21 protein-coding genes are annotated in these 25010 nt (G+C 63.0%); 12 read left to right on the plus strand and 9 right to left on the minus strand.

Going from position 1 to position 25010, the window contains the following annotated elements; genetic code table 11:
• Window positions 1-5: 5 nt before the first annotated feature.
• Complete coding sequence (gene flgL / locus A2G96_RS21990; protein WP_062802357.1) at window positions 6-1235, plus strand: flagellar hook-associated protein FlgL; 1230 nt, start codon at window positions 6-8, stop codon at window positions 1233-1235.
• A gap of 22 nt (window positions 1236-1257) precedes the next feature.
• On the opposite strand, the gene A2G96_RS21995 is transcribed toward flgL, so the two are convergent.
• From A2G96_RS21995 to A2G96_RS22020, 6 genes are all read right to left on the minus strand, one after another.
• Window positions 1258-2079: a tetratricopeptide repeat protein gene (locus tag A2G96_RS21995; RefSeq protein ID WP_062802358.1), complete on the minus strand. Its 822-nt coding sequence runs from the start codon at window positions 2077-2079 to the stop codon at window positions 1258-1260.
• On the minus strand, window positions 2076-2969 hold the full coding sequence (gene ku, locus A2G96_RS22000; protein ID WP_062802359.1) for a non-homologous end joining protein Ku: 894 nt from the start codon (window positions 2967-2969) through the stop codon (window positions 2076-2078). The genes A2G96_RS21995 and ku overlap by 4 nt, the downstream gene beginning before the upstream one ends.
• A gap of 30 nt (window positions 2970-2999) precedes the next feature.
• Window positions 3000-5519: a DNA ligase D gene (gene ligD / locus A2G96_RS22005; RefSeq protein ID WP_062802360.1), complete on the minus strand. Its 2520-nt coding sequence runs from the start codon at window positions 5517-5519 to the stop codon at window positions 3000-3002.
• 694 nt (window positions 5520-6213) lie between these two features.
• Window positions 6214-7800, minus strand: coding sequence for a gamma-glutamyltransferase (ggt, locus tag A2G96_RS22010; RefSeq protein WP_062802361.1), 1587 nt, complete (start codon window positions 7798-7800; stop codon window positions 6214-6216).
• Window positions 7801-7873: 73 nt separating this feature from the next.
• Complete coding sequence (locus A2G96_RS22015; RefSeq protein ID WP_231909718.1) at window positions 7874-9169, minus strand: SLC5/6 family protein; 1296 nt, start codon at window positions 9167-9169, stop codon at window positions 7874-7876.
• A gap of 404 nt (window positions 9170-9573) precedes the next feature.
• Window positions 9574-10530 (minus strand): Bug family tripartite tricarboxylate transporter substrate binding protein, encoded by a 957-nt coding sequence (locus tag A2G96_RS22020; RefSeq protein WP_025583039.1) that lies wholly within the window; start codon window positions 10528-10530, stop codon window positions 9574-9576.
• Between the two features lie 644 nt (window positions 10531-11174).
• On the opposite strand from A2G96_RS22020, the gene A2G96_RS22025 reads away from it, so the two are divergent.
• The gene (locus A2G96_RS22025; protein WP_062802362.1) at window positions 11175-11480 is read left to right on the plus strand and encodes a hypothetical protein; all 306 of its coding nucleotides are present in this window, start codon (window positions 11175-11177) and stop codon (window positions 11478-11480) included.
• 87 nt (window positions 11481-11567) lie between these two features.
• Here the strand turns inward: A2G96_RS22025 and A2G96_RS22030 are convergent, their stop codons facing one another.
• A complete protein-coding gene (locus A2G96_RS22030; protein ID WP_082819068.1) occupies window positions 11568-12449 on the minus strand; it encodes a GntR family transcriptional regulator in 882 nt (293 codons plus the stop codon).
• 417 nt (window positions 12450-12866) lie between these two features.
• On the opposite strand from A2G96_RS22030, the gene A2G96_RS22035 reads away from it, so the two are divergent.
• From A2G96_RS22035 to A2G96_RS22055, 5 genes are all read left to right on the plus strand, one after another.
• A complete protein-coding gene (locus tag A2G96_RS22035) occupies window positions 12867-13784 on the plus strand; it encodes an amidohydrolase family protein (protein WP_167354394.1) in 918 nt (305 codons plus the stop codon).
• Window positions 13785-13815: 31 nt separating this feature from the next.
• The gene (locus tag A2G96_RS22040; protein WP_062802364.1) at window positions 13816-14241 is read left to right on the plus strand and encodes a cupin domain-containing protein; all 426 of its coding nucleotides are present in this window, start codon (window positions 13816-13818) and stop codon (window positions 14239-14241) included.
• A gap of 14 nt (window positions 14242-14255) precedes the next feature.
• Entirely contained in the window at window positions 14256-15320 is a 1065-nt protein-coding gene (locus A2G96_RS22045; RefSeq protein WP_062802365.1) for an isocitrate/isopropylmalate dehydrogenase family protein, read from the plus strand.
• On the plus strand, window positions 15295-16371 hold the full coding sequence (locus A2G96_RS22050) for a Bug family tripartite tricarboxylate transporter substrate binding protein (RefSeq protein ID WP_231909719.1): 1077 nt from the start codon (window positions 15295-15297) through the stop codon (window positions 16369-16371). Before A2G96_RS22045 ends, A2G96_RS22050 begins: the two co-directional genes overlap by 26 nt.
• A 93-nt stretch (window positions 16372-16464) precedes the next feature.
• Entirely contained in the window at window positions 16465-17856 is a 1392-nt protein-coding gene (locus A2G96_RS22055; protein WP_062802367.1) for an aldehyde dehydrogenase family protein, read from the plus strand.
• Window positions 17857-17996: 140 nt separating this feature from the next.
• On the opposite strand, the gene A2G96_RS22060 is transcribed toward A2G96_RS22055, so the two are convergent.
• Window positions 17997-18824: an IclR family transcriptional regulator gene (locus A2G96_RS22060; protein WP_062802368.1), complete on the minus strand. Its 828-nt coding sequence runs from the start codon at window positions 18822-18824 to the stop codon at window positions 17997-17999.
• A 204-nt stretch (window positions 18825-19028) separates the two neighbouring features.
• Here A2G96_RS22060 and A2G96_RS22065 point away from each other — a divergent pair, with 204 nt between their 5' ends.
• From A2G96_RS22065 to A2G96_RS22085, 5 genes are all read left to right on the plus strand, one after another.
• On the plus strand, window positions 19029-20081 hold the full coding sequence (locus tag A2G96_RS22065) for an amidohydrolase family protein (protein WP_082819069.1): 1053 nt from the start codon (window positions 19029-19031) through the stop codon (window positions 20079-20081).
• A gap of 59 nt (window positions 20082-20140) precedes the next feature.
• Entirely contained in the window at window positions 20141-21157 is a 1017-nt protein-coding gene (locus A2G96_RS22070) for a Bug family tripartite tricarboxylate transporter substrate binding protein (RefSeq protein ID WP_082819176.1), read from the plus strand.
• Window positions 21158-21216: 59 nt separating this feature from the next.
• Window positions 21217-22416 carry a CaiB/BaiF CoA transferase family protein gene (locus A2G96_RS22075; RefSeq protein ID WP_062802370.1) on the plus strand — a complete coding sequence of 400 codons (1200 nt, stop codon included), beginning with the start codon at window positions 21217-21219 and terminating at the stop codon, window positions 22414-22416.
• A complete protein-coding gene (locus A2G96_RS22080) occupies window positions 22413-23276 on the plus strand; it encodes a citryl-CoA lyase (protein ID WP_062802371.1) in 864 nt (287 codons plus the stop codon). Before A2G96_RS22075 ends, A2G96_RS22080 begins: the two co-directional genes overlap by 4 nt.
• Before the next feature lie 117 nt (window positions 23277-23393).
• The gene (locus A2G96_RS22085; protein WP_062802372.1) at window positions 23394-24353 is read left to right on the plus strand and encodes a Bug family tripartite tricarboxylate transporter substrate binding protein; all 960 of its coding nucleotides are present in this window, start codon (window positions 23394-23396) and stop codon (window positions 24351-24353) included.
• Between the two features lie 120 nt (window positions 24354-24473).
• Here A2G96_RS22085 and A2G96_RS22090 read toward each other — a convergent pair whose 3' ends face one another.
• The gene (locus tag A2G96_RS22090; RefSeq protein WP_062802373.1) at window positions 24474-24998 is read right to left on the minus strand and encodes a gamma carbonic anhydrase family protein; all 525 of its coding nucleotides are present in this window, start codon (window positions 24996-24998) and stop codon (window positions 24474-24476) included.
• Window positions 24999-25010 lie beyond the last annotated feature (12 nt).

The raw sequence follows: 25010 nt of genomic DNA on the forward strand, positions 1-25010 counted from the left end.
CCAACATGCGCGTTGCAAGCTCCACCCTGTACCAGCAAGGCCTGGCTTCGATGAACTACCAGCAGGGCGCGCTGATGCATATCCAGCAGCAGCTCGGCACCGGCCGCTCGATCCTGACCCCGTCGGACGATCCCGTCGGCGCCACGCGCGCGCTGGGCGTCAGCCAGGCGCAGGCCGTCAACGGCCAGTACGCCACCTCCCGCAACCAGGCCAATATCGCGCTGGCGGCGGAAGAAAACGCGCTGCAGTCCATCACCACCATCACGCAGAACATCCAGACCATGCTGGTGCAGGCAGGCAACGGCACCATGAGCGATGCCGACCGCGCCTCGGTGGCGACCGCACTGGAAGGCCTGTACAACCAGCTGCTGGGCCTGGCCAATGCCGACGACGGCAACGGCCAGTTCCTGTTCGGTGGCACCCGCTCCGGCACTGCACCGTTCACGCAAAGCGGCGGCGCCAGCAACTACATCGGCGACAACAGCCAGCAACTGCTGCAGGTCGACGTCGCACGCCAGATGCCCGCCGGCAACACCGGCCGCGAAATCTTCATGAGCGTGACCGGCGGCGCCGGCTACGTGGTCAAGGGCAACCCCGCCAATACCGGCACGGCAACCTTCGGCGCGGTGTCCACCACCGACCCGAGCCATCCGCTGTTCGGCCACTCGCTGCAGATGTCGTTCACGGCCAATGCCACCGGCCAGATCGAATACACCATCACCGACACCTCGACCGGCGCCACCCCCGCCCCGGTTGTCACCGGCCCGGTGCCATACAACTCGCCGGCACAGATCGAAGTCGCGGGCTTCACCTTCAACGTCACCGGCGCGCCCAAGGCCGGCGACACCCTGACCATGCAGCCCGCCAGCGAGGCCGGCACCGACATGTTCGCCAACCTGCAGACCGTGATCGACACGCTGCGCCAGCCCGCCGCCACCGAAAACGACCGCGCCAACCTGGGCAACGTGCTGTCGACCGCCGTGCGCCAGTTCTCCAACTCTCTCGACAACGTGCTGACCGTGCGCGCATCGGTGGGCTCGCGCATGAATGAGCTGGATGCGCTGGACGACGTGGGCACCAACCGGGATTTGACGTATTCGCAGACGTTGTCGGGATTGCAGGACCTGGACTACGCCAAGGCGATTACCGAGTATTACCAGCGGCAGGTGGCGCTGCAGGGGGCGCAGCAGTCGTTTATGCAGATCCAGGGGATGAATCTGTTTAAGTATCTGTAAGGGCGGGAAGTTGATCGTTCCTTCACCTGGACCGATCCAACTTCCGATACTGGTTGAAATGCCGAAGCGCCTTCTGGATGTGCCCGAGTTCCTGATGCAGGCGCGCGGCATTGTAGTGCGCGTCGGCATCGCCTGGCGCCAGTTCGATGCTGCGCTCATAGGCGGCCAGCGCGGCCTGCGTGGCCCCGGTATCTTCCAGCGCCACGCCGAGGTTGAAATGCAGTTCCGGCTCGTCGGGGAGCTCGGCCAGCGCGGATTCATAGAGTGAGATGGCTTCGTCCAGCCGCTGCTGGTCGGCCAGCAGGCAGCCGAGATTGAGGTACGCGTCCAACATCGCCGGATAATGACCCACCGCACGCCGGTAGGCCGCTTCGGCGCCGCGGACATCGACCGGTTCCAGCCTGAGGCCCTCGGCCAGCGCTTCATCCGCGGCGGCGTAGGCCGATGCCTCCCGCGTCAGCGCCATGACCCGGAAACCGTCGTCGTCCCGCGAGCCGAAGTCCATCACCCGCTGGCCCGTTTCCACGATCCAGTCGCCGTGGCGGTCCCTGGCCGAGACCTTGCCGCTGCATGCCGAAATACGTACTGCCGAAAGGTGCTCGTCTGGCTTGAGTCGTTCCAGATGGCGCAGTGCGCGCAGGATCTGCGCCGGTCCGATGTGCGCGCGGTGCAGGGAGTGGGCGGTGCGGATCAGCACCACGTCCTGGAACGAAAACACGTGTTCGCCGCGCGGGCCGCGCGTGGGTTGCACCAGCCCGGCTGCGACCAGGCTGCCGATCAGCCGCCTCGATACCCCCAGGCGCGCCTCGAGCTCGCGCGTGCCAAGTCCGCCGCTGAGCTTCACGCTGATTTCTTGGTGGTCCGTCGGATCGGCGTGGGCTCGGCCGCCGCGCCGCGCCGGGCAGACTTGCGGGCGGGTGGGGCGGCTGCGGCAGCCTTGCCCTTGGCGGCCGCGGTGCCCTTCTTCGACAGGCTGGCGCGCAGCGCGTCCATCAGGTCGATGACCTGTCCGCCCTCGCCGGCCTCCACCGGCTCGGGCGCGACGATATGCTTGCCGGCGATCTTTGCGTCGATGGCAGCCAGAATCCTGGCCTTTTCCTCGTCCTTGTACTGGGTGGGGTCGTAGGCGTCTTCGGAGGCCTGCTCGATCAGCTGGATCGCCAGCTTGAGCTCGGCATCGGACACCTTTACCTCTTCGATATTCAGTTCGGCAATGTTGCGGACCTCGTCGGCAAACAACAGCTGCTGGAATACCAGCCCGCCTTCCACCGGGCGGATCTGGACGATATGGGATTTGCCCTTGGACGCCCATTTGGCGATGGCGCATCGTCCGGTCTGCGACATGGCTTCGCGCAGCAAGCTGTAGGGCTTGCCGCCACGCTTGTCGGGCGCGATGAAATAGGCCTTGTCGTAGTAGAGCGGATCGACGCTTTGCTCGGGGATGAAGGCGACGATATCGACCATATGGCTGGCGCTTTCCTCCAGCGCCTTGAGCTCGTCGGCCGAGAACGTGACAAAGCGGCCTTTCTCGAACTCGTAGCCCTTGATCATGTCGGCACGCTCGACCACCTGCTGGGTCTGTTCGGAAATGTACTGCTGCTTGACCCGCGACCCTTCCTTGCTCAACAGGTTGAAGCGCACGGTGGAACTGCTTTCGGTGGCGGTATAGAGCTTGACCGGGATCGACACCAGGCCAAACGACAACGACAGGGAAGCTAGGGATCGGGCAGCCATTGGAGACTCCACAGTGCGGTGCGCCTGGATTCAGCTTAAGCGTTCGATGGCTTCCGTCAAAGTCTGGTGTGTTTCCCAGTACGACTGCCACGGATCGGCCAGCTGGAAGCTCAAATACTCGCGCGCGTCGCGGATGGTCCACTGCGCGCCGCTTTTCAGCTTGGAAAGTTGCTCCCACGACACCGGCATCGATACGCCCAGGCCAGGCCGCGCACGTGCCGAAAACGCGGCGGCGGTGGTCTGCGAGAAGCCGTTGCGCAGATAGTCCACGAAGATGCGCCCCTTGCGGTTGGCGGCGCCGGAGCGGGCGGTGAAACGCTGCGGCAGCGTGGCGGCCAGGTGCTTCACGGCCGCATGTGAAAACGCCTTCACTTCATCGTAGTCACGGCGCGGCGCCAGCGGCACCACCACATGCAGGCCCTTGCCGCCGCTGGTCTTCAGCCAGCACTGCAGGCCCAGCTCGTCCAGCAGCGTGCGCATCAGCATGGCGGCTTCCAGCATGGTGTCCCACGCCACGCCTTCGCCCGGATCGAGATCGAAGATGACCCGGTCCGGGCGGTCGATATTGCGCGCGGTGGAATTCCAGGTGTGGAACTCCACCACGTTCATCTGCGCCGCCGCGACAATGGCTTCGGGCGAGTCGGCGGTCAGCAATGCCGCGTGGCCGGGCCACAGCGAAGCCGGTTGCTCGGTGAGGCCCGGCATCGCGGTCTCGGCATGCTTCTGGAAGAAGGTGGGCGCGTCGATGCCCTCCGGCGCACGCACCAGCGAGAGCGGGCGCTCAAGCAGGTGCGGCAGCATCACGGTGGCGACGCTTTCGTAGTAGCGCACCAGTTCCAGCTTGGTGATGCCTTTGGACTGGTCGATGACCCGTTCCGGGTTGGTGACCTTGATGGCGGCCACGCCGTGGGGTGTGACCGCGGTCTGCACCGCCTCGCGCCGGATCGACTTGATCGCGTGGTCGGTGCGCAGCCCCTTGAATGAAGCGTGGCGGACCTGTCCTTCTGGTGTCCACTCGGTGAACTCGACTTCGGCGACCAGCTTCGGCCTGACCCAGCGCACCACGGCGGGCCGCCGGCCGCCCCAGCGTCCGCTGCCGCGCGCTTCCGTCGAGAATGGGCTGTCCTTGACTTCCAGTGCCGCCAGGCGCTTGCGCAAGTCCGTCGCGGTGGCGCTGTCCCAGCCGGTGCCGACGCCGCCGGCATAGACCAGCGCGCCATCCGCGTAGACGCCCAGATAGAGCCTGCCCACCTCGTCGGCGGCGCCTTGCCGGTCGGAGAAGCCGCCGATCACGAATTCCTGGCGCAGCTTGCATTTGGCCTTCAGCCAGCTCTGCGTCCGCGCCGAAACATAGGGGGAATCGGCGCGCTTGAACATCAGCCCCTCGAGGCCGAGCTGGCAGGCTGCCTGGAACATCTGAGCCGGCGGCGCGTCGAAGGCCTCGCTGAAGCGCACGCGCTCCGAGCGGTCGGCGACGAGAGCAGCCAGCTTGGCGCGGCGCTGCGCCAGCGGCAGCTCACGCAGGTCGCGCCCTTCCCAGTACGGGAGGTCGAAGGCGAAAAACACGATGGCCTCGTGGCGATGCCCGTCGATGGCGTTCTGCAAGGCGTTGAAATCCGGCATGTCGTCGCGCAGCACGACGATCTCGCCATCGAGCCAGCCCTGCGAGATATCGAGCTTCTCGATTTCAGCCGCGAGCGAACTGAGCTTGCGGGTCCAGTCATGCCCGTTGCGCGTGAACAGCGTCACGCGAGCATCGTCGATCCTTGCCAGGATCCGATACCCGTCGAACTTGGTTTCGATGACCCAGCCAGGGCCGGCGGGAAGGGTAGGGGACAGCGTCGCAAGCTGGGGCCGCAGCTTCGCCGGCAAGGGCGCGCGCGGCGCGCGCTGGACGGCCCGGACAGGATCGTCCTCGTCGGCGACGCCGGATGCCTCGCGCAATGCGCCCAGCGGCTTCGCGATGACGCTGTCCGGCAACGCCGCCAGCACGTCGAATTCCGCCAGTGGACGCGCCCAGGCATCGCGCTTCTTGAAGAGGATCCATTGCTCGGACTTGTCGCCCGGCTTGGCGATGCGCACCAGTTCCCAGCGGCCTGCCAGCTTTTCGCCGTGCAGCTCGAAGACGAGCTTGCCGGCGGCCATGCCGTCATGCGGATCGCCAACCGGCGTCCAGGTACCGCGATCCCAGACGATCACCGCCCCCGCGCCATACTGCTTCGGCGGGATCTCGCCTTCGAAGCAGGCATAGTCGAGCGGGTGGTCTTCGACATGGATCGCGATGCGCTTCTCGGCCGGGTCGTAGCACGGTCCCTTGGGCACGGCCCAGCTCAGCAGCACGCCGTCGAGCTCGAGCCGGAAGTCATAGTGCAGGCGCCTGGCCCAGTGCTTCTGTACGACGAAGCGCAGGCACTGCGGACTTCTGCGATACCTCATTTGTCCCGACGGCTCTGGAGTGATGCTGAAATCCCTTTTTTGCGCGTAGGGTTTGAGAACTGGCCTCTTGCTCAGCTTGGGCCTGCTTTTACCCTTTGACGTCTCTCGGGTCATTTCCGTAGGAGTTTCGCATACGAATTGCTCCGTCCGAGCCCTGCACTATCCAGCTCGCTCCGGAGCTTCTTTGCCAGAGCTGTCTCGGCAACAATTGCTGCATCCTGGCTGTCGTAAGTCGACCATGCTTGTGTGCCACGCTTCACTTCGACTTTCCCTTTGTTCCCGCTCGATACCACGTGAATGTTCGGCAGGATTGCCGCCTTTGCGGCTACATGCCTGCAGTCTAGTTCGCGACTTCTTGGTGCTGTATAAGGTCTGCGTCGGACAGCCCTAGTGAAATAGTCGAAGTCGCTGTGGACAACCGCGATAGGGAACAGCATCCGGCAAAATTGCTGCGATAGCGATTTGTCGTCCCCCGACGGACGTAAGCTGATCGCACGCAGCAAACATGGGACGCGAGACGCGTAGCACTACGCCAGCCCATCAAAAAAACGTGAATCAGGTCTGGATGAGATCCCCGGCAAGGACATACGGATCAACGGCGACAATGACGCCAAATGGACGACGACTGCGGGGTGACCGTCGTCGTCGGGGGAGTCGATGCATTGCTGGACGGCGGATCGTCGCTGCCGCAGACCAGGTTCGAAAGCGCGGCGTCGTCGGGCTTGACGGGCGGTCTTGTGCGCGGTGTCTCTCTCTGGCGCGGAATCCGTGCCGCTATGACAAGCACGCAAGCGGGATGGCCAGCGCTTCAATAGCCGATCGCGAGTCCGTCGCGCCGGCCGTCAGAGCCGCCCATCAGCACGCCGCGCTGGCGATCGGTCCAGATCGCATGGCAGGTGCCGAGGGGATTTGCCGTTCGGGTGGGACGGTGACCGCGGCGACGTAGGCCTTCCCACACCGACGGGGGCACGGTTTGTTCCAGTTCGAGGCTATCGCCCCTGGCGAACATGCGGGGATGCTCGATCGCCTGCTGAACTGACATGCCATAGTCCAGGATGTTAGACAGCACCTGGAGTTGGCCGGCAGGCTGGAAGTGGCCCCCGGTACAGCCGAACGAGAGGACCGCCTCATCGTCCTTTGTCAGCAACGCCGGGATGATGGTGTGCATTGGACGCTTGCGGCCGGCAATCACGTTGGGATGGCCTGGCTCGAGCACGAAGCCGCATCCGCGGTTGTGCAGCAGTACACCGGACCCGGGGGCGACCAGGCCGCTGCCGAAGTCGTCGAACAGGGAGTTGATGAATGCCACCAAAGTGCCGTCGGCATCCACAACGGAGATGAAGACCGTGTCCTTGTGCTCCGGCATGTCCGCGGGCAGGAGGTCGCCGATCCGGCGGTCAGGATTGATTTGCGCCAGCAGTCCGGCAATATGCTGGGCGGAAAGCAGGCGGTCGATATCGACGGGGTGGAACGCGGGGTCGCACAGCATTGCATCGCGCTGGGCATAGGCCACGCGGGACACCTCTGCCTGCAAGTGAAAACGCTCCGCGCTCAACGGGTCTAGTTCGTGCAGTGGGAACTGGTTGAGCATCGATGCAATTTGCAGCGCGACGATGCCTTGGCCGCTCGGCGGGCATTCCCACAGTTGGTATCCGCGGTATTCCGCCGAGATGGGCGTCACATACTCCGGTTGGTAGTCGGCAAAATCGTCGAGCGACATGGCACTGCCCCGGCTCCTCAATGCGGCAACGATGTCTTCGGCGATCCAGCCTTCGTAGAATGCATCGGCACCCTCAGCGGCAATCGCTCGCAAGGCCTTGCCAAGTCGGGGGTTGGACCGCCGGTCCCCGACCCGCGGTGCACTGCCGTCTGCCAGGAACACTGCCTTGGCTTCCGGGGTGGCCGACATCTTTGCCGTCTGTCGCCCCCAGTCGCGCGCGAGACGCTCCGTCACGTTGTAACCGGACTCGGCCGCGGCAATGGCCGGTAGCAGCAGCGACGCGAAGCTGCGGGTGCCGTAGTCGGCCAGCAACCGCTCCCACGCGCGGATCGACCCGGGAACGGTGACGGCATGCACGCTCTCCGCGGGGATGGCGCTCATGCCGACGTCTCGCAGCGCTTCGACGCGTATTGCCTTGGGCGCCCAGCCCGCGCCGTTCAGGGCGACGGGCGGCTGCCCCGGCTTCTTCAGCAGTACGAAGCAATCCCCACCGATACCAGTCTGCGTCGGCTCGACGACCGCAAGCATGGCAGCGATGGCAATGGCCGCATCGATGGCATTGCCGCCCGAGCGCAGCACGTCCAGGCCGGCAAGCGCGGCCTGTGGATTGGAGGTGGCCACCATGCCCTGGGAGCCAAGAGCCACCGAGCGGCCCGGAACTTCAAATTCACGCATTTCTGATTTCCTTTGGAAAGGCACGGAGTGCCGCATGCCGGCTAGCCCAGCGGCGGGGGCACCAACTTGACGTTCAATGGCTGAACTTCGCGATCATCGTTCCAATACCGCTGACCAGGCATACGATGCCGACCGCAGCGATCAGCAGGTTCATCGGGCGCCCCTGATAGCGGTGCAAGGAAGGGACTTTGCGGAATGCATAAAGCGGCAGGAAATACACCACGAAGACGCTGACGGGAACCAGGGCGACCTTGATCAGGTTGAGCACATCCAGGTTGGCGATAGCGCATGCCGTGGTCACGGCATAAACGAACAGCGCTATCAGGCGCGTGAATGCCGGACTGCGCAGCGTAGCTTCGGACGTTCCAAAGAGGCTTCGGCTGAAGCTCTTTGCGCTTTCTTCCGTTGCAAGATAGTGAGCCAGAAAGGACTTGATCACTGCGGCGAACACGATGGCTTGCGAGGCTATGGCCATCGCCGGAGTGTCGAACTTGCGTGCGAGGAACGACAGGATGGTGAGGTTGCTCGCCTTCGCCTCGGACAGTTCTGCCGGAGAAAGGGCGAAGATGGTGCTCCACGAGAAGAACAGCACGGTCGACACCGCAAGCATGACTGCCACCAGCATGACCTGCTTAACCTTGTACGGCGCCTCGGCACCATAGGTGCGTCGCTGGGCGACCACAAAGCTGGACACGATGGAAGTAAAGCTGAACGCAAAAACCACGAGCGGCAGTCCCTTCCATGTTTCCGTGGCCAATCCGGACACGCCGCCGAAGTGGGTTGCGGTCTCCAGCATCGAGGCGTTCCAGTGTGGTGCGGCCATGATGCCGAACAGGATTAGGCAGAGAATGAAGGGCAGGACGATATAGCCCATAATCCTCACCACGGTAGTCGTGCCGTAGCGCACCATCATCATCAGCACGAAGGTACTGATGGGCGCGACATACCAGCGCGACATGCCGCCGAGGTGCAGTTGCGTACAAGCGAAATCAATAATCGTATTGGTGAGCGTGATCGTGTAGATTGTCATGCCCGGGAAGACCGCCGAAATATACAAGGCCGTGAGTGCCTTGCTCCAACCGTCCCCAAGATGTTCCTGCGTGGCGTCCAAGATGTTGCCGTCGCGTCCGCCGCGTGTCGTGCCGGACAGCACGAAGCGTCCCAAGGCAAGGTAGGGGAAGAAGGTGACCGGCAGTGCCAGGACCGACAGAATGATCATGGGCCAAAAGCCTGTCATCCCTAGGCTGACGGGCCAGAACAGCGTGCCACCTCCTACCGCGTTGCCGTAGATGCCCAACACCCACAGGGTGTCGTGGCGTGTCCATCCGCGACCAGTGGTGAGCTGGCCGGTGGTTGTTCTGAATTCCATCACATCGATTTCGGAAGAGTTCAGGGTGCAAAGGGCGCGTCTGGCCCTTCATGCGCCGGCAGCGTCTGCCGGAATGCCATTGAATTGGCGTAGGGAGGGGGATCGGGAAGAGGCATGTCTCCGGTGTCGTTATATTGGATGTGCTAATGAATGTTGCGCGGAAAAGCCATCGGCTTTCCGTTCGCAAGTCGCGTTGCCGATGCGATCGAGCACGCTCGGCTCACTCAAGTGAATGCTAGCTGGCGCCGGGCGCAAACGTGCCGCGAAGTGGCGGTAGAAATTGCAACGACATCCCGAATCGGAACAGCCGTTCGCAACAAGCCCGAGCCTGCGCGGGCTCGGGCGAAGGCGCTGGCGAATGCCTGCCGCATTCGGACATTCCTGGACGGCCACGGGTCCGGAAACTAATCAGCCGAGAACCCGCTGGCCTTGATCGGGCCTTCCCAGCTCGCCGCGGTAGTGGCCTGCAGTCTGGCGAGTTCCGACGGCGTGGAAAACGCTGGTGACATGGCGAACTGCTTGATACGCGCTTGCAACTCATGCGACCGCATCGCCTCCTCAAGTGCCTTGTTCAGACGCTTTACCTTGTCGGCCGGCAGGCCAGCCGGCGCATACAGTGCCACGTACGCATCAGCGGCGACATTGATACCCGCTTCACGTAGCGTTGGGACGTTGGGAAGAAAAGGGCTGCGGCTCTCACCGGTTGTGGCGAGGATCCGTACCTTGCCGGACTTGGACATTTCCATCGGTTCATAGATCGTATCGATGATCATGGGAATCTGTCCCCCGGCCAGGTCCACAAGCGCGGGGGCGCCGCCTTTGTAAGGCACGTGCTGAAGCTGCATCCCGTTAGCGGTGCCGATCATCCCGCCAAGGAAGTGGCTGATGTTGCCCGGCCCGGACGTGCCATAGGAAGCCTCGGATGGATGAGCTTTCGCCCACACCAGGACTTCCTTGATCCCGCCGGGAGGCGCCTTCGGTCCTGCCGCGACGCACAGTTCGTACGTCGTCACCCGTCCAACCGGTGTGAAGTCCTTCACCGCATCGAATTCGAGCTTCTTGAAGGCGTGCGGAAAGATCGTGAACGGTGCGCTGTTTGCGAGCACCAGGGTCTGGCCATCGGGCGGCGAGCGCTTGAGTTCGGCAAGTGCCAGGCGCTGGTTGGCGCCTGGCTTGTTTTCTACGATGACCGGCTGCTTCAGTGTCACGCGGAGACTTTCGGCGAGCGCACGGCCGACGGAGTCGATGGCGCCTCCTGCCGAGAAGCCGACCAGAAGGCGCACCGGCGTTGAGTTCTGCTGGGCGAGCGATACGCCGGCAGACAGCGAAAGCAAGGTTGCTAGGGTGATCGATCGGATCATGATTGTCGTCCTCCATGGGTGGGTAAGCCTGGTAATTCTTATTGTTTCAGGCAACGCTCGGTGGCCTTGCGGTGGCACCCGCTCGGCAGATCGCTACGGATACGCCGGTCGAAGCGGCTGGTGCGCTGCCATGACTATGGGTCCGATCCATGGTAGGTTTTGCCCGTCGCAAAAGCGGCGCGTTCTCCCCCGTCAAAAGGAAACAATGATGCGAATTGGTAGTGGGGAAGTGCCGCGCGCGATAGCTGCGGCGGAGCGGTGCCTCGTGCCTGCAAGCTGCATGGGACGTGGTGGGAACACCGTGGTGGGTAACGGCGAAGTGGCGATGTGGACGTCCACATATTGAACGGCTAGGTTCGTGAAACGCCCGAAGGTCGAACTGCGACCTCTGGACCTGCGGCTTGCGGTCGACGCGCTGCAGACGCTCAAGGGGCTCGCCAGATCCTTCGCTGTCTGGGCCTGGCGCGACATTCGGCTGCGAGGCATCCGCTACGACCTCCCTGAGGTGCCGCAGACCGTCGGGCCCGCGGCGCGCTGCCTGCACGTTGGCAAGGAATGGGACGATATCGCAGCGCCGGCGGAATGGTCGGGCCTGCGAAATCCTTACGTGGAGAGTTTCACGGCTGACCGCCTGCGATCCTGCCATGCAGGCGAAGGCCAAGGGGCGGGTGGTCTGGGCGTTGCCTACCGCTCAACAGTTCTTCGTCGATGCAGAGGCGGCGTTGCTGATTGCCCCGATCGAGTTTGATCCGCTGGAAGTCTATGACGCCAGCATCGCGCCGGGCCAGGTAACCGCTGGCTTCCGCTGGTACGCTCAGTATGGGGATCGACTGGGCCTCACGCTCGAAGGCAACGCCCTATGCGCACGCTCCTTGCCTTTCGAAAGCTTGCCGCCGAAGGCCGGCTGGCCTGGAAGGGACCGCAACACCAGAACCCCTGCTTTGACGTGAAGTAGATGCAAAAAGCTCGAGCTGCAAGCCCCGAATGATGCGATTGAGGTCACGGGTGACCCGGAATCCGCCGAATGACCGATGCTACTAGCTATCCGACTTTTCGCGCACAGCATTGCGCAGGTGCAGGCGCATGAAATCCGCCGCCGCTTCTTGCTGGCCATTCAGCAGCATGTCGATCAGCGTTAGGTGTTCGCGGCAGCGCCGTTCGGCCTGGTCGCGGTCTACTGCCTTGCGGTATTCCATGAGTCGGCGCAAGCGGTCAAGACGCCGCAGGCCTTCGAGGATAAACGCGTTGCCTGAGCAAGCGGCAATGGTTTCATGCAGGCGGCTGTTTGCGTCGAACAGCGCGGCTGCGGAGGCGGAGTAGACACCGCCGTTTGCCAGCGCTTCTTGCTCGGCGCGGCAGCGCAACAGCGCTTCCCGGTCGAGCTCGAAGGTCGGTTCCAGGATGCCGGCGGCTTCAATCAGCAAGCGATAGCGGTAGCCCTGTTTGTAGGTCTCGGCGGACGTGAGCACGGGCAGGAACATCCAACCGTGGCCAGGCAGTCGTTCCACCCATCCCTCCTGCGCCATTCGGCGCAGGATCGCGCCAAGTTGCGCACGCGTGATGCCATACCTGCGCATCATTTCGTTTTCGGTGAAGCGATCGGGCAATACTCCATTGAGCCGCTCCTCCGCAATCCTGAAGTAGACGGCCTCTGCGCCGTCGCCTTCGCTGCCATCCACTTCCCGGCCATCCACCGGTACCACGAGGCTGCCTTCGGCCACCGCATAACCGCCTTCCGGATGCGCCGCAACCACTGACTGTGACGCCAGGCGCCTCAAGGCCTCTCGCACGGGCGAACGCGACACGCGGAACTGCTCGGCCAGCGCCCGCTCGGGCAGACGTGTACCCGGCGCCATCCCGGCAGCAGAGATGTACTGATGAATGTTTGCCGCGAGGGCGTCGGCGAGCTGGCGGGCCATGAGAGGAAGCGTTCAAACCGGTTGTCGGATGCTATCACATCTATGTTGGACTTTTGGAAAATCAAAAGGCCAACGATGATGCCATGCACATTGACGGCGGGCGGCGTCAAATTCCGCAGGCAGGGAAGCTGACATCGGGTATACCATGAAAATTCCCTGCTGTGCCTTGTGCTGCAAGGGCTGGCGATCGCTGTTGGTCGACGGCGGTTCTTTGTAAATCCAAAAAACCCTTTACATGGTTCTTTGAGCTTATAAAATGCCATTCATCGCGTCCCCTTGGCGGCGCACCGACAACAACAGGAGACAGCAGTGCATCGCAGACAAGTGCTTCAGGCAGGCCTGGCGGCCATCGGCGGACTTTCCCTCTTTGAAGCCATGGCGGCTAACGCACCTGGTGTGTCCACACAAGGATCTTCAGTGAACCCGGATCTCGTCTCCCACGTCAGCGCGCCATCTTTTCGGCCGCCGCCCGGCAGTTGTGATTGTCACGTCCACATCTTCGACGGCGCGCGTTTCCCATTCGCGGCCAGGCGCTCGTACACGCCGGCTGCGGCCCGCGTCGAAGACCTGGTTGCGTTTGAGCAGCGCCTCGGTATCGATCGCGTCGTACTGGTACAGCCCAGCGTCTATGGTTCCGACAACGCGGCCTTGCTCGACGCGTTGGGCCGGCTTGGCGAGCGGGCCCGCGGTGTGGCAGTGATCGACCTGGAGACAAGCACGCCGGCGGCGCTGCAGGCAATGCATGCCCGGGGCGTCCGAGGCATCCGCCTCAACCTGGAGGTGAGCGGCCAACGCGACCATGGCTTCGCGCTGAAGCAGCTGAAGCGCGCGGAGGGATTGGTCGGGCCTCTCGGCTGGGCGGTACAGGTCTATGCGGATGTCGATGTAATCGCCGAACTGTCCGTCGATATCGCGGCGCTGCAAGTGCCCGTGGTGCTCGACCACTTCGCCGGCATCAAGGCTTACAAGAAGGAAGAGCAGAAGGCGGCGTTCGCCAGCGTGGTTGAGTTGGTGAGGCGCGGCAACGCGTACGTAAAGCTGTCGGCGCCGTATCGCGCGTCGCGTAACGCGCCCGATTTCGACGACGTTGCGGAATTTGCGATGGCGCTGATCCAGGCGCGTTCAGACCGCCTGGTGTGGGCGTCCGACTGGCCGCACACCGGCAGCTCCGCGAGCCGCACGGGCAACCTCGATCAGGTCGAGCCCTTCCGCAAGACGGATGCAGGGCGCGCGCTGAACCAATTGGCGAGCTGGACGACCGCCCCCGCGTTGCTGCAAGGCATTCTCGTTGACAACCCGGCCCGGCTCTACGGCTTTGACCGTGCCGCGGCCTGACCACACACCAGTGAATCAGCAGGAACTACCCATGACGATCAAGACCCCTTCAGGTGCGGTGCTGCTCAAGCCCGACCAATTGCCTGCCTATGACCGTGGCGGCGGCGCCAGCACGACTCCGCTGGTAGGCAAGTCCATCGGTTCGGACAGCTTTATTACCGGCTACACGTCGTTTGCCGGCGGCGTCGAAATTCCGTTCCACAGCCATAACTGCCAGGAAAGCGTTGTGCTTGTGGAAGGTGAGGCCATGCTCGATATCGACGGGATCGAGTACCGCTTGAAGCCGCTGGATACCACATTCATCCCACCCAACGTGCCGCACCGCTTCCGCAACCTGTCGAAGACCGCGCCGATGAAGATCCTGTGGATCTACGCGACCATCGACGCCACCCGTACCCTCGTCGATAGCGGCGAAACCCGGACCGTATCGGCCGAGCACCAGACCCCCAAGGCCTAACAGAGATTTCCACCATGCGCATTCTTGTTCTCCCGGGCGACGGCATCGGCCCCGAAATCGTTGCTGCCTCCATCGATGTCCTGAAGCAGGCCGACCAGGTCTTTGATCTGGACCTGCAGTTCGACTATGAGGATGTCGGCTTCGCCAGCCTTGAAAAGCACGGCACGACACTGCGCCAGCAGGTGCTGGACAAGGCCGCCTCATACGACGGCCTGATCCTGGGCACCCAGTCCCACGCGGACTATCCGGCGCCGGACAAGGGCGGCCGCAATATCTCCGCAGCGTTCCGTTGCGACCTGGACCTGTACGCCAACGTGCGGCCGTCGCGTTCGAGGGAATTCCTGGGAAAGGGCGCGAAGAACATGGACCTCGTCATCATGCGCGAGGCCACCGAAGGCTTCTATCCCGACCGCAACATGTACGAAGGCTGGGGCGAGATGATGCCGTCGAAGGACATGGCGATCTCGGTGCGCAAGATCACTGCCCATTGCTCGGAGCGCATCGCCCGTCGCTCGTTCGAACTGGCGATGAAGCGCAAGAAACACGTGACGGCGATCCACAAGGCCAACAGCTTCCATATGACCGACGGCCTGTTCCTGCGCGAAGTGCGCAAGGTGGCGGCGGAATTTCCCGAAGTGAAGCTCGACGACCTGCTGGTGGATGCATCGACGGCATACCTGGTGCGCGACCCGTCGCGCTTCGACGTGATCGTGGCGACCAATTTCTATGGCGACATCCTGTCGGACCTGGCCAGCGAATTGTCGGGCAGCCTGGGTCTTGGCGGCTCTGTCATGGCAGGCGATTCGCTGTGCTGTGCGCAGGCCCAGCATGGTTCGGCCCCAGATATCCAGGGCCAGGACAAGGCCAATCCGACGTCGATGATCCTGTCCGTCGCCATGCTCGTGCAGTGGCTCGGTGAGCACCGTGGCAAGCCGAACTTCGTTGCGGCAGCCATGGCCATCGACGCTGCCGTGGACCGGGTGCTGGCAAATCCTGCTACGCGCACGGCGGACCTTGGCGGCGCCATGGGCTGTGCGGCGTTCGGCAAGGCCGTTGCCGCAAGCATCATCGCGGGCTGAATCCCGCCTTTTGAGCGGCGCGGTGCCTCCAAGGCTGCCACCGCCGCCCCATCCACCGAAGAGAACATCCGGAGACAGCATGCACGCATTTAAGTCATTGCTGGCGATGACGCTCGCCAGTGTGGCGTTCATCGGCAGCGCCAGCGCCAACAGCAACTACCCGACGAAACCCGTCAGCATCATCGTGCCGTTCGCACCGGGCGGCGGCAGCGACAACGTGTCGAGATATATCGCCACGCGCTTGTCGGAGAAGACGAAGGCGCAGTTCCTGATCGACAACCGCCCCGGTGCCGGCACTAATATCGGCAATGAGGCGGCAGCGCGCGCGGCGCCAGACGGCCAGACGTTGCTGTTCGGCCAGGTGGCGTTGTCGATCAATCCGTTCGTCTACAAGAAGCTGCGCTACGACACGGAGAAGGACTTCGTGCCCGTGGTGCAGATCGCAACGTCTCCGACGGTGCTGGTCGTGACCAGGGATTTTCCGGAAAAGGACCTCAAAGGTGTGATCCGGTACATCAAGGCCAATCCCGGCAAGGTGAACTTTGCATCGGGTGGCAAGGGCACCTCGGTGCATCTGGCCGGTGAGCTGTTCCGCAGCATGACCCACGCCGAGATGGTCCACGTGCCGTACAAGGGCAGCGGCCCGGCCGTGACCGACCTGATCGGCGGACAGGTGCAGATGATGTTCGATACCGCGGCATCCGCGTTGCCCCAGCTCAAGGGCGGCAAGCTGCGCGCCATCGCCGTCACGGGCACGCATCGCTTGTCGGAACTGCCTGATGTGCCGACCTTTGCCGAGGCAGGCCTGAACGGTTTCGACGCGCCGGCATGGTACGGGCTGCTTGCTCCGGCCGGCACGCCGAAGCAGGCCATCCAGTTCCTCAATACACAGGTCAATGAAATCCTCAAGGAGCCTGCGACGAGGCAGCGGCTTGTGCAACTCGGCGCGGAGCCCGCAGGCGGATCGCCCGAGGATCTCGCCCGCTTCATGCGCGCCGAATCGGCCAGATGGTCGGCCGTCGTGAAGACGGCAAACGTGGCAGCCGACTAGGCCGTCCATCAACCCTCTGCCGCACCGGAGCGATAGCCCGGTGCGCCAGGGGCAGGTTTTTGTTCGAAACACCGGTCTTCCCGAAGGATAGCCATGACCCAAACCATTACGACTTACGACCCCAGTACGGGCGCCGTGCTGAAGACCTATGAAGGCTGGACCGCGGAACAGATTGAAGCGGCCGTCAGCGCCGGCCATGCTGCCGCGACAGCCTGGGGCCGGCAACCACTGGGGAACCGCGTTGCGGCGGTGCGCCGCCTGGCTGACGAACTGCGTCTCCAGGCCACGCCTTTTGCGGAGCTGATCGCTGCAGAGATGGGCAAGGTGATAACCGAGGCCGCTGGCGAAATGGAGAAGTCCGCGGTCACCGCGCTTTACTATGCTGACAACGCCATGCGCATTCTCGCCGATGAAAAGGTTGAGATTGAGGGGGTTGATGCGTGGGTCAGCTACGAACCGATCGGGCTGGTGCTGGCCGTGATGCCGTGGAATTTCCCGGTGTGGCAGGTGATGCGTTTCGCGATTCCGGCGATTACGGCCGGCAACGGTGTACTGCTGAAGCATTCGCCCAATGTCACGGGTTGTGCGCTGGCGCTGGAGAAGCTGTTCCTCGATGCCGGCGTGCCGGAGCATCTGGTCACTACGCTGGTCGTCGCCGAACCGGACGTGCCACAAGTCATCGATGGCCTGATCCAGGACGACCGTATTGCGGCCGTGACGCTGACGGGGTCCAACCGCGCTGGTGCCGCCGTTGGCGCGGCGGCGGGTCGGGCATCGAAGAAGTCGGTGCTGGAACTGGGCGGCTCCGATGCGTTTATCGTGCTTGACGATGCGGATCTCGACAAGGCCGTGGCGGCGGCCGTCAAGGCGCGCTTCCATAACGCCGGACAAAGCTGTGTCTGCGCCAAGCGCTTTATCGTCTCTGAACGCATCGCCACGGCATTCACCGAACGGTTTGTACAGGCCACGCAGGCACTTGTCGTCGGCAATCCCAACGAGTCCGCCACGCAGATGGGGCCGCTGGCTCGTCCTGACCTGCGCGACGCGCTGGACCAGCAGGTGCGCCGGTCGCTGGAAGCTGGTGCAGTGCTGCTCGCGGGCGGCAAGGCCATCGAGGGCCCTGGCAATTTCTATGCGCCTACCGTGCTCGGCAATATGCAGCCAGGCATGGCCGCCTTCGACGAAGAGACGTTTGGTCCGCTGGCCGCCATCGCGGTGGCTAAGGACGACGCTGACGCCGTACGCCTGGCCAATGCCACGCCGTTTGGCCTGTCGGTGAGCGTTTGGGCCGGATCGAGCCAGCGCGCGCTGGCGGTGGCGAAGGGCATCACCAGCGGCGCCGCGTTCATCAACGCGATCACCGCTTCCGACGCGCGCGTGCCGTTTGGCGGCACAAAGAAGTCAGGCTACGGCCGCGAGCTTGCCGCCGCCGGCATCCGCGAGTTCACCAATGCACGTACCTATTGGGCAGCGGCGTCTGCGTGAGCGTCCCTGACGAGTGCTGCATCAGCCGACAGCTACCCTTAACACCTGTGCGAGCCAATCGCTGAACGCCTGGAGTCGTCGTGCCAGGTGTAGGCGAGGCGTATAGCATTGGGTGGCCGCGATATCGGGCTGGCTACTGACTACCGGCCGATGTCTGGCCTTTCGACACGCTTGTCGGACATTGCGGGCGAGGGCCCTTCGTCGGTGGCAAACTGGCCGAGCGTCAAGCGTGCCTGCGCGATGTCGTAGCGTTCGCCGCTGCCGCCTAACGACATCGTTACGGTCTTGGCCGCATTGAGTAAGGTGGCCACGGCGGCAAACATGGTCGCCGGCGCGCCGAGGCGCCCGATGGGCCCAGATATCGTCATCGCACCGACCAAGCGGTCCGTCGCATCAAATACGGGCGCCGACGCTGACGCCGTTTCCCTTTCACGTTCGCCGTAGGAAACTGCCCAAAGCAGGTCACGCACCGAGCTCATACGGGGATCAACAGGCTTGCTGAATGCACGTAGCACCTTGCCGGACGCACCGCGATCAATGGGAAATTCCTCGCCGACACCGATCGACACTCGGACTGCCCGTGCTGGTTCGACGCGATGGAGAACGACGCGCATGCTGCCTTCGCGCACGTAGAACGATGAAGTTTCCCCCAGCTCCCTACTGAGTTGCGCCAGCAACCGCTCCACCACGGGCCCGACCCGGAATGATCGTTGATAAATCGCAGCGAGCCGCAGTGGGGCCGGGCCTACCCCGTATTGGCCGTCATCCAGCTTACGGATGAACCCCCCGTGCTCCAGCGCGCCGACCAATCGCAGCACGGTGCTCTTGTATAGGCCCGTCCGCCGGGAGAGTTCGGTCAGCGTAAGCCGCTCATCGTCGAGGCCGAAGGCCTCCAGGATCGCGAAGGCACGATCGAGCACTGCGACGCCGCTGGTGCCCGGTTCAAGATCACCGTTCTCTGAAGTCATATTTCGAGAGGCGCTGTGGCCCCGTTCGCCAATGTGTTCTGCTCAGTAGAACACGAAATCAAAAAAACGGGAATTCAGGGGTTTACCCTAGTTAAAGACTCCGGATTTCCGATCTAAAGTTTTGTCCAACAGAACATAGTTCTTCTGAATAGAACCAATTGGTGGTGCCGGCCTAAGGTTGGGCTTGGTTCAATCGATCACGAGATGAACGCACAGACGAATTACTTGCCCGTCCGCGAACAATGGCTCGCCAAGGGCGCCGAGCCGCCGATTGACCCTGGCCTGCCGATAATCGATGCGCACCACCACTTCTATGAGCGCCCGGGATGGACTTATCTGGCCGACGATTACCTGGCCGACGTGCGAGAGTCGGGGCACAACCTCGAGGCATCGGTCTACATGCAAGCGCTCACGCGCTACTTCACGGACGGCCCTGAGCACAGGAAGCCGGTCGGCGAGACGGTGTACGTCGCGAAGGCGACCCGCAAGGATGAGCGGTTAGCACCGCAGTTGTGCAAGGGCATAGTCGGTTACGTCGACCTTCGGCAGGGTGCTGCGGTCCGCGAAATTCTGGAAGCGCATGTCGCAGCTGGCGAGGGGCGCTTTCGTGGCGTGCGCCATCTGACGACCTGGGATGCGGACACATCGTTGGTGAACCCGCTGAGCGCGGCGCCTCGAGGCCTATTGCTGGATGCTCGGTATCGGGCCGGGGTCAGTCAACTGGCTCCGATGGGACTGTCATATGACGCATGGCTGTTCTTCCACCAACTACCTGAGTTGGCCGACTTGGCCCGGGCCAACCCGGACACAACGATTGTTGTGAACCATTGCGGCGGCGTACTTGGGATTGGCGCCTATGCCGATCCGGGGCGGGCCGTCTTTAACCAATGGTCGACATCGATGCGGGCGCTGGCCCAGCTTCCGAATGTCTTTGTGAAGCTCGGCGGCCTGGGCATGCGCATCAACGGGTTCGGGTTCGACAAGGGCGAGAGGCCGCCTTCGTCCCTGCAGCTCGCGCAAGCGTGGAAGCCATGGATACACAGCTGCATCGAGATGTTCGGTGCCGACCGCTGCATGTTCGAGAGCAATTTCCCGGTGGACAAGGGCTCGTATCCCTTCGGGAATGGCTGGAACGCTTTCAAGAGGATGACCGAGGACGCGAGCGCTGAGGAGCGCGAGGCCTTGTTCAGGGGTACCGCCACCTCTGTATATCGGCTTGGCGGCAGCGACGCTGCCAGTGCTGCAACCGCGCGTTAGATGCGCTATCGGCCGTTGGGCAATGGACCCGGTACGTGCCGCCCACAGGAGACAACATGATGCCTTCCTATACCAAGTTTGCCGCAAGGCGTTGCGTGACACGCGCCGCCACGGCCCTGATTTGCCTGGCAGTGGCGACGGCCGCGATGGGTGCCGCCACCGCTGACGCCTACGCCGCGGATGCCTATCCGAGCCGGCCCGTTCGCTTGGTGGTGCCGTTCCCCCCGGCCGGTGGCACTGACGTGCTATCAAGGCTGGTCTTCAACAAGATCGGAATGTCCACACAGTGGAGTGTCGTGGTGGAGAACCGCGCTGGGGCGGGCGGCAACATCGGCCTGGACCTCGTTGCGAAGGCGAAACCGGACGGCTACACGCTTGGGATGGGGCAGACCGCAAACCTGGCGATCAATCCCGCGCTGTATCCGAAGATGCCCTACAACGCGGTAAAGGATTTCACCCCGATAGCGTTGGTCGCCGCGCAGCCTGTCGTGCTCATTGTGCGAGCCGACGCGCCTTACAAGAATCTGGCTGAGTTCGTCGCTGCGGCGAAGAGCCGGCAGATGTCAATGGCGTCGGCGGGTACCGGCACGGTAGGGCACCTGACCGGCGAAATGTTCCAGCGTAGGGCAGGCATCAAGTCGCTGCACGTGCCATACAAAGGCGCATCCCCGGCGCTGAACGATCTGCTGGGCGGCCAGACCGATTTCTACTTCGCGACGCCGCCCATCGCCATGCCCATGATCAGGGCCGGAAAGGTCCGCGCCCTTGCTGTCACCTCGGCAAAGCGCCTGCCGATTCTGCAGTCGGTCCCAACCGTCGCAGAGTCCGGTTATGCCGGGTTCCAGGCGGAAGACTGGAAGGCGCTGGTCGCCCCCGCCAATACGCCGCCCGAAGTCGTGTCTCGCCTCAATGCCGAGGTGAACAAGGCACTGTCTCAGCCAGACACGATCGCCAAGCTCAAAGAGGAAGGCAGCGAGCCGAAGGGTGGCTCGGCGAAGGAGCTCGAAGCGCTACTGAAATCGGAAAACGCGCGCTGGGGTGACATCGTGCGCCAGTCTGGCGCACGCGTCGACTGAGTGAAACGTAACAAGCACTGGGTCAACCGGTCCAGTGCCGCATCGATGCAGAGCATGCCATGAACAAACCACTGCGCGGGAAGCGTATTCTTGATCTGACCAATGTGTTGGCGGGCCCATTCTGTTGCCATCAACTCGCGCACATGGGTGCAGACGTTATCAAAGTGGAGACGCCGGGCACTGGTGACCTTGCCCGGCAGCTCGGCGCTGACGCGGAACTCAACCGCAAACTGATGGGCGTTTCTTTCCTTGCCCAGAACCCAGGCAAGCGCTCCATCACCGTCAATCTCAAACATGCACGCGGCAAAGATGTCTTGCGCCGGCTGGTTCAGAATGCCGATGTCCTTGTGGAGAACTTCCGTCCGGGTGTCATGACGCGGCTGGGCGTTGGCTACGACGAACTTCAGCGCGTCAATCCGCGCTTGATCTACTGCGCGATCTCTGGCTTCGGTCAGGATGGCCCCCTGTCGGACTTGCCTGCCTATGACCAGATCATCCAGGGCATGTCCGGCGTCATGAGCATCACGGGCGATGCCGAGTCCGCTCCACTGCGTGTGGGTTATCCGGTCGCCGACACGATTGGCGGCATGACGGCCGCTTTCGCCATTGCGTCAGCGCTTGCGGACAGCGAACGAACGCAAGGGTACTTCCTCGATGTGTCGATGCTGGAGGCGACGATGGCAACGATGGGTTGGGTCGTGTCCAACCACCTCATTGCAGCCAAGGAGCCGATGGCCTTGGGCAACGTCAACATGACGGCAAGCCCTTCCGGCACGTTCCGGACTGGCGATGCACCACTCAATATCGCTGCCAACAAGCAGGAGCAGTTCGAAGCCGTCTGCCGCGTCATCGGTCGCCCGGATCTGGCGGGCGATCCTCGCTTTGCCGAGCGACAGTCACGGCTGACCAATCGTGACGCGCTGACGGCGGAACTGGAGGCTGAACTGGCGAAGAAGCCAGCCATGGAATGGTGGACATTGCTCAACGAAGCAGGGGTGCCCGCAGGACCGGTGCTGACGGTACCAGAGGTTCTCGCGCATCCACAAGTCCGCGATCGCGGCATGATTGGCGACTTTTCGGACGTGCCAGGAGTGGATCGCGATATCCGATTGGTGCGCACAGGATTCAAGGTAAACGGGTCGGCTCCGTCGGTGCAAACGCCCCCACCGCAGCTCGGGGAGCACACCGACGAGATTCTGCAGGAACTCGGTTACACCACGGACGACATCGCAGCGCTGAAAAAGGAGCGTGCACTATGACAGATTCCACCAATCCAAACATGGCGCTGCCCGATGCCGGCCAGCAGGCTTCGCAGGACTGGTGGCGCACCCGCATCATCGACATGCAGCCCGGCGAGATTCGCTTCCGCGGCTATCCGATCGAGGAACTGATTGGCAATGTGTCGTTTGTCCAAATGGTCTGGTTGATGCTGCGTGGTGAACTGCCAATGCATGAGCAAAGCGCATTGCTCGATGCCGCACTGATGGCAGGCGTGGACCATGGCCCGCAGGCGCCCAGCATTGCGATTGCCCGCATGGCAGCGACGTGCGGCGTTGGACTGAACAGCGCGATGGCATCAGCAGTGAACGTTCTGGGCGATGTGCACGGCGGCGCGGGCGAGCAGGCTGTCGACCTCTACCTCGACATCGCGCGTCGAGCCGACGAGGGCGCGACGCTGGACGATGCCGTGGCAGCGGGATTGGCCCAGTATCGCGATCTGCACGGCAAGTTCGTGTCGGGCTTCGGCCATCGCTTCCACCCTGTTGATCCGCGCGCGCCACGTCTGCTGGCGCTGGTCGAACAGGCAGCGGCCGCCGGGATCGTCAGCGGACGATTCGCCGATATCGCACGACGCATCGAGCAGGCTCTTGGTGCGGGCCGCAGCAAGTCCATTCCGATGAACATCGATGGGGCCACTGCGGTCATTTACGCAGAGCTGGGCTTTCCGGCACCTTTGGCACGAGGCTTGTTCTGCCTGTCACGCTCCGTTGGCATTCTCGCCCACGCCTGGGAGCAGACCTGCCAGGGCGGCAGGAACAAGGGCCCCATTCCTCGGCAATTCCTCTGTTCCTATGTCGGCGAACCGAAACGAGCGGTGCCGGTGCCTCGCCGTTCCTGATACCGGCCCGGCAACCCAGAACTCGATTCTGGTGCGCCGGCCGACTCTTCTCAGCACTTCTTGACAGCGATTTGACGTATGCAAGTCGCCTCGCCACGACAACACAAGGAGACAACCATGTTGAACCGACTCATTGCCGCCGGCGCCATCATGCTGGCCAGCCTTCCCGTTTGCGCTGATACCTGGCCCAGCAAGCCCGTGCGGGTCATCGTCCCATATTCTGCGGGGGGTACAACAGACTATGTCGCCCGGCAAGCTGCCCAGAAGCTCACGGATGCTACTGGCAAGTCGTTCTTCGTCGAGAACAAGCCTGGCGCCAGCGGCACAATTGGTACGCTCCAGGTCGTGCGCGCGGCGCCGGACGGCTATACCTTGCTGGCGAACGACACCACCTACACGATGCTGCCGTCCCTCTTCAAGAAACTGCCATGGGATCACCAAAAGGATCTAATTCCGGTAACCACGATTGCGCAGACTCCGGTCATTCTGATCGTGCCGGCGGGTTCGCCATTCAAGAGCCTGCAGCAGTTGATTGCATTCGCGAAGCAAAATCCAGGGAAGCTCAACTTCGGCTCGGGAGGTGCGGGAAGCTCGACGCACCTTGCGGCTGAGGTCTTCGAGAAGTCATCCGGCGTCACGATGAGCCACATCCCGTACAAGGGAGCAGGAGAGGCGCTGATGGGGTTGATCTCGAGCAATGTGGACGTGCTGATCACCGCGACGCCCACCGCCGTCCCTCAAGTCAAAGGCGGCAAGGCACGTGCGCTGGCCGTGACGGGCAATGCTCGCGTGCCTGCTCTTGCCGACGTTCCCACGTTTGCCGAGGCGGGTCTGAAGGACTACAACGTCGTCAACTGGTTCGGCTTGGCGGCACCGAAAGGCACACCGGACGATATCGTCACAAAGCTGCAGGTCGAGATCCAGAAGAGCATGAATAGCGCCGACATGAAGGAACGACTGACTGGCATGGGCGCCACGCCGGGCGGTGTTCCGTCCAGCGAGTTTGCGAACCGGATCAGGCAGGATACGGCCATGTGGACCGAGGTCGCGAGATCAGCAAATGTAAAGCCGGAATAGAATACGACTTCTGCACTGACATCTCCCTGCCTGATGCGATGCTTTTTTGCGTCGGGCGCGCACCGACGCGCCGCTGGCGGTTGACGACTTTTTTGGGCGGCTGGTATGCGCTAATTTCCTTTAGCCGCGACGGATCAGTCCCGCGGCGAAACGGCGGGCATTCTGGATGTAGTCCTCGGCGCTCTTCCCCAAGCCATCCAGTTGCTCTGGACTCAGCGGCTTGATGGCCTTCCCCGGCACGCCCAGCACCATGTGGTCATCTGGCATCTCCTTGCCTTCGGTCACCAACGCCCCGGCGCCGACGAGCGAGCGAGCACCGATCCTTGCGCCGTTCAGAACCATTGCACCGATGCCTATCAGTGCGCCGTCGCCCACGGTGCATCCGTGCAGCACCACCCGATGGCCTATGGTGACGTGGTTGCCTACAGTGAGAGGGACTCCTTCATCGGCATGCAGGATAGAGCCATCCTGGATACTTGTCCCGGAACCGATCGTCAGGGTCGCGTTGTCGCCCCGCAGCACGGCGCCGAACCAGATACTGGATCCCTCGCCGATCACCACGTCGCCGATTACATCGGCACTGTCAGCAATCCAGACACCCGGTGCAATGCGGGGAGAAATACCGTTCAATTCGTAGATAGCCATAGTAAGTTCGAA

This window comes from Cupriavidus nantongensis (genome assembly GCF_001598055.1).
Classification (GTDB): Bacteria; Pseudomonadota; Gammaproteobacteria; order Burkholderiales; family Burkholderiaceae; genus Cupriavidus; species Cupriavidus nantongensis.